The organism is Bradyrhizobium pachyrhizi (assembly GCF_001189245.1).
GTDB lineage: Bacteria > Pseudomonadota > Alphaproteobacteria > Rhizobiales > Xanthobacteraceae > Bradyrhizobium > Bradyrhizobium pachyrhizi.
Window position 1 is genome coordinate 12,212 of sequence record NZ_LFIQ01000065.1, and the last position, 5,345, is coordinate 17,556.

General features: G+C 66.9%; 4 protein-coding genes and 1 pseudogene. All 5 read right to left on the bottom strand.

The window, feature by feature from the left end; genetic code table 11:
* On the bottom strand, positions 1-2,418 hold a 2,418-nt coding region (locus AKL29_RS13425), incomplete at its 3' end, for a bifunctional diguanylate cyclase/phosphodiesterase (protein ID WP_050384597.1).
* A 157-nt stretch (positions 2,419-2,575) separates the two neighbouring features.
* Entirely contained in the window at positions 2,576-3,103 is a 528-nt protein-coding gene (gene moaC, locus AKL29_RS13430) for a cyclic pyranopterin monophosphate synthase MoaC (RefSeq protein ID WP_050384518.1), read from the bottom strand.
* A gap of 4 nt (positions 3,104-3,107) precedes the next feature.
* Positions 3,108-3,929 carry an indole-3-glycerol phosphate synthase TrpC gene (gene trpC, locus AKL29_RS13435; protein ID WP_050384519.1) on the bottom strand — a complete coding sequence of 274 codons (822 nt, stop codon included), beginning with the start codon at positions 3,927-3,929 and terminating at the stop codon, positions 3,108-3,110.
* A 15-nt stretch (positions 3,930-3,944) separates the two neighbouring features.
* On the bottom strand, positions 3,945-4,958 hold the full coding sequence (trpD, locus tag AKL29_RS13440) for an anthranilate phosphoribosyltransferase (protein ID WP_028334043.1): 1,014 nt from the start codon (positions 4,956-4,958) through the stop codon (positions 3,945-3,947).
* Positions 4,959-5,028: 70 nt separating this feature from the next.
* Positions 5,029-5,345 (bottom strand): annotated as a pseudogene (locus tag AKL29_RS44785) (peptidylprolyl isomerase); the annotation flags it as partial.

The window sequence follows — 5,345 nt, forward strand, 5'->3', positions numbered from 1 at the left end:
CCGCTTCAAATAGCTCAGCGACGAATAGCCGGTGCCGAAATCATCGAGCGCGATCCTGATGCCGATGGCGCGCAGCTGGTGCAGCGCGGCCAGCGCCGTCTCGTCGTCGCGGATCAGCACCGCCTCGGTGATCTCGAGCTCGAGTCGGCTCGCAGACAGCCCCGACGCTGCAAGCGCCGCGATCACCTTGAGCGCCAGCGTGCCGCTGCGGAACTGCACCGGCGAGACGTTGACGGCGAGCCTGACGTGGTCGGGCCAGTTCACGGCTTCCTTGCAGGCCGTCATCAGTACCCACTCGCCGAGCTGGTTGATCAGACCGGTCTCTTCCGCAATCGGCACGAATTCGGCCGGCGAGATCATGCCGCGCTGCGGATGGCGCCAGCGCACTAGCGCTTCGCAGCCGGTGATCTCGTTGCTGCGCAGGTCGACGCAGGGCTGGTAATGCACTTCGAGGCCGGAGCCGGCGGCGATCGTCTGCCGCAATTCCATCTCGAGCTCGCGGCGGGCACGGGCGTCGGCATCCATCGCCGGCTCGAAGAAGCGGAAGACGCGCCGGCCGGCCGACTTCGCCGCATACATCGCAAGATCGGCGTTCTTCATGATCTGGTCGAGATCGGTGCCGTCCTTCGGTGCCAGCGCGATGCCGATGCTGGCGTCGGTCGTGACCTGGTGGCCGAGGCATTGATAGGGCGCGCGGATCACCTCGTAGATGCGCGCGACGAGGTCGGCGACCTCCGCCTCGCTCTTCACCCCGGTCTGCACGATCGCGAACTCGTCGCCGCCGAGGCGGGCGACGAAATCGCCTTCGCCGATCACGCCGCTCAACGTCCGCGCCACGGACTTGAGAAGCTCGTCGCCGACCATGTGGCCGAGCGAGTCGTTGACGCCCTTGAATTCGTCGATGTCGATATAGAGCACGGCAAGCTGGCTGTCGGGCGTGACATGCGGCAGCTCGCGCCTGATCTCCTCGTGGAACAGCGCGCGGTTCGGCAGGTCGGTGAGAGCATCGTAGTGGGCGAGATGCGTGATGCGCTCCTCGGCGCGGCGGCGCTCGGTGACGTCCTCGTGGGTCGCAAGCCAGCCGCCGTCGGCCAGCGGCTCGTTGACGACCTGGATCGAGCGCCCGTCGGGCGTCGTGATCACCATGGTGTTGCGGATGCCGACGTCGCGCAGCACGAGATTGACGTAGCGCTCGACGTCGCCCTGGAACGAGCCGGTCCGGTGACGATGCACGATGACGTCGCGGAAGCTGCAGCCGGGCCTGATGATGTCGGCCGACAACCCGTACATCTCGATATAGCGCCTGTTGCAGATCACCAGGCACTGCGCGGCATCGAACAGCAACAGGCCCTGCGTCATGTTGTTGACGGCGGTGTCGAGCCGCAGCTTCTCCAGCGTCAGGCGCTGCTGCTGGGCGCGATGCTGCTGCACCAGCTTGCGCACCACCAGCGTCAGCAGGATCGCGATCGCCAGCACCGAGATGCTGGTCACCGCGATCAGGATGCCGGTCTGCTCGCGCCAGTTGGCGAGCGCCGCCTCCGTGGTGCTCGTCGCGACGACGACGATCGGGAATTTGGTCAGTGCCCGCGACGACACCAGACGGTCCTTGCCGTCGACCGGGCTGGCGAGCCGCGTCGTGCTCTGCGGCAGCTCGAACACCTGCTGCTGATTGACCGGACCGTTGCGGAAATTCCTCCCGATCAGCTCCTCGACATGGGGATAGCGCGCCAGCAGCGTGCCGTCGCGATGATGCATCGAGATCGCGGCGCCATCGCCGAGCGCCACCGTGGAGAAGAACTTCTCGAAGGCCGCCGGCTCGATGCCGCGGCCGACCACGCCGAGGAATTCGCCGTGCGGACCGGTGACCTTACGGACGATGACGGTGGTCCAGTTTCCGGTGATGCGGCTGACCACCGGCGCGACCTGCATGTCGGGCGAATAGGGGCTCGACTTGAAGATCTGGAAGTAGGGGCGGTCGGCAATGCTGGCCTGCGGCAGCGGCCAGGCGCCCGAGCTGTTGATCAGAACGCCATCGGCGTCGAACACGTTGAGGCTGCCGACATTGGACAGCGCGTCCATCTTGGATTTGAGCATCGCGTGGATGTCGGCGGCCGACATCCGGCGCTTGTAATTTTCCGGCGTCGCGATTGCATTGTCGCGCATGAACGCGATCAGGTCGCGCTGGACGACCTCGAGATCGTCGAGCTGCTGGTCGAAATGCCGCGCCAGCAGCAGCACGGTGTTCTCGAGCTCTCGCTCGCTGTTGTGCAGCGCGCGATCGCGGAAATTCTCCGCCATCAGCGTGGCGCCGATCGCGATCGCGGCCATCAGCACGGCGCCGCCGAGGATCAGCCAGCGGATCGGACCGCTGCCGATCACCGATTTGATGTTGAACGTGGCGCTGCCGTTTGGAGTCATTTGCCGCAATCGCTTCCAGGTGTTTCACCCGGAAGTAGGTCTCGTGCACCCCCGGCCCGCGAAAGTCGTATCCAATCGAAATGGAGCGCGGGTTAGCGAGATTGGTTAATGAAGCCTTGCGGAGATTTGCGACAGGCCGTGGCTTGCGCACCGGCGATCAAGCGCCGGCGCGATAGTGCCCGGACTTGCCGCCGATCTTCTCGACGAGGTGGATGCCCTCGATGCGGATGCCGCGGTCGACCGCCTTGACCATGTCGTAGATCGTCAGGCATGCGACCGAGACTGCGGTCAGCGCCTCCATTTCGACACCGGTCGGCCCCGTCACCTTGACGCTGGCGCGGACGATGCAGCCGGGCAGCTTGCGGTCGGGTGTGATGTCGATCGTGACCTTGGTCAGCGCCAGTGGATGGCAGAGCGGGATCAATTCCGACGTCCGCTTCGCCGCCATAATGCCGGCGATGCGCGCCGTCGCCAGCACGTCGCCCTTCTTGGCCTGGCCGGTCTCGATCAGCGCAAGCGTCGCCTTGCTCATCACGACGCGGCCTTCGGCGACCGCGGTCCGCTCGGTCGCGGGCTTGGCCGAGACGTCGACCATCCGCGCCTCGCCCTTGGCGTCGATATGGGTGAGGGCGGTGCCGGAGCCGGACGGCTCGGCCTTGGTCTTGCCCTTGCTGTTCCGCGCCATTGCGTCAGCGCGTTGCGGTGGCGCGCGTGGCGGCCTGCCGCGTCAGCAAGGCGCGGGTGGCCGCGGTGACGTCCTGCTGGCGCATCAGGCTTTCACCGACCAGGAAGGTCGACATCCCGACCCGTTCGAGCCGGGCGAGATCGTCCGGCGTGAAGATGCCGCTCTCGCCGACCATCAGGCGGTCGGGCGGGATCAGCGGCGCCAGCGCCTCGCTGGTCGCGAGCGTGGTCTCGAAGGTGCGCAGATTGCGGTTGTTGACGCCGATCATCGGCGAGCGAAGTTTCAAGGCACGGTCAAGCTCGGCGCGGTCGTGGATCTCGACCAGCACGTCCATGCCGTAGCCGAGCGCGGCGTCCTCGATCTCCCCGGCCGCCGCGTCGTCGAGCGCGGCCATGATGATCAGGATGCAGTCGGCGCCGTGGGCCCGCGCTTCGGCGACCTGGTAGGTGTCAAACATGAAATCCTTGCGCAGCACCGGCAGGCTGGTCGCCGCGCGGGCAGCGACCATGAAGTCGAGATGGCCCTGGAACGAGGGCGCGTCGGTCAGCACCGACAGGCACGCCGCGCCGCCGGCCTCATAGGCTTTCGCGAGCACGGGCGGATCGAAATCGGCCCGGATCAAGCCCTTCGAGGGCGAAGCCTTCTTCACTTCCGCGATCAGCGCGTAGTCGCCGCGCGCATGCTTGTCCTTGAGGGCGCGGACGAAGCCGCGCGGGGCCGAGGCCGATTTCGCCTGCGTCTCGACCTCGGCGAGCGGATGGGCGCGCTTCGCGGCTGATATCTCCTCGCGCTTGTAGGCCTCGATCTTGGTCAGGATGTCGGACATCGCTTAACGCCTTGCTTAACCGTTCGAAACCGCGACCAGATGCTTCAGCCGCGCGGCGGCAGCGCCGCTGTCGAGCGACTGTGCGCCGATCGCGACGCCTTCCTTGAGGTCCTTGGCGCGGCCGGCCACGATCAGCGCGGCGGCGGCGTTGAGCAGGGCGACGTCGCGATAGGCGCTCGGCTTGCCCTGCAGCACGCTGGAGAGCGCGATCGCATTGGCATCTGCGTCACCACCCTTCAGCGCCTCGCCGCCGACGCGGCCAAGGCCGGCATCCTCGGGCGTCACCTCTGATGTCCTGATCTCGCCGTTCTCGAGCGTCGCAACGAAGGTCGGGCCGGTGAGGGTGATCTCGTCGAGGCCATCGGAGCCGTGCACGACCCAAACCTTGTCCGAGCCGAGGTTCTTCAGCACCTGCGCCAGCGGCTGCACCCATTGCCGCGAGAACACGCCGACCATCTGCCGCTTGACGCCGGCGGGATTCGACAGCGGGCCGAGCAGGTTGAAGATGGTGCGGGTGGCGAGCTCGACCCGAGTCGGACCGACATTCTTCATCGCCGGATGATGCGCGGGCGCGAACATGAAGCCGATGCCGGCTTCCTTGACGCAGCGCCCGACTTGTTCGGGCGTCAAATCGAGCTTGACGCCGAGCGAGGCCAGCACGTCGGCGGCGCCCGAGCGCGACGACAATGCGCGGTTGCCGTGCTTCGCCACGGGCACGCCGGCGCCGGCCACGATGAAGGCCGCGCAGGTCGAGACGTTGACCGAGCCGGAGCCGTCGCCTCCGGTGCCGACGATGTCGACGGCCTCCGCCGGCGCCGTGACCGGCAGCATCTTGCCGCGCATCGCGGTGACGGCGCCCGTGATCTCCTCGACGGTCTCGCCGCGCACCCGCAGCGCCATCAACAGGCCGCCCATCTGCGAGGGCGTGGCTTCGCCCGACATCATGCTGTCGAAGGCGGACGCCGCCTCTTCACGCGTCAGCGTGGCGCCGGTGGCGACTTTTCCGATGATCGATTTCAGGTCGTCCATTCGCTGGCTCAGGGTCTGTTGTTGGAGCTTGATCGGCGTGCAGCGCGTCGTCGCGATGTCCCGATCATGCTCAATTATTTGCGCCTGTCACCTGTGCGAAGGCTGCCTGGTTGATGGTCACACCGATATCGGACTCGATCTTTGTGACATATTGCGCGACCTGCTCGTCGCTGAGCGACCGCCGCAGCGCCTCGGTGAGCTGCTTGGCCGCGTCCGACGCGAAGTCCACCGGCGGCACCGTCACGTTGGTGACGCGGAAGACCACCCACTGGCTGCCGCCGGCGACGGAGGTCTGTCCGTCGCCGTCCTTGGCGGTCCGGAATGCCGCCGCAATCACGCCGGCCGGCACGGCAGGCAGCGAGGCCTCGCGGTTGAAATTCGCGGCGG

Excerpts from the sequence above, each read along its gene's own strand:
- moaC (WP_050384518.1), bottom strand. The coding sequence starts at position 3,103 with ATGGCGCGGAACAGCAAGGGCAAGACCAAGGCCGAGCCGTCCGGCTCC.
- trpC (WP_050384519.1), bottom strand. The coding sequence starts at position 3,929 with ATGTCCGACATCCTGACCAAGATCGAGGCCTACAAGCGCGAGGAGATA.
- trpD (WP_028334043.1), bottom strand. The coding sequence starts at position 4,958 with ATGGACGACCTGAAATCGATCATCGGAAAAGTCGCCACCGGCGCCACG.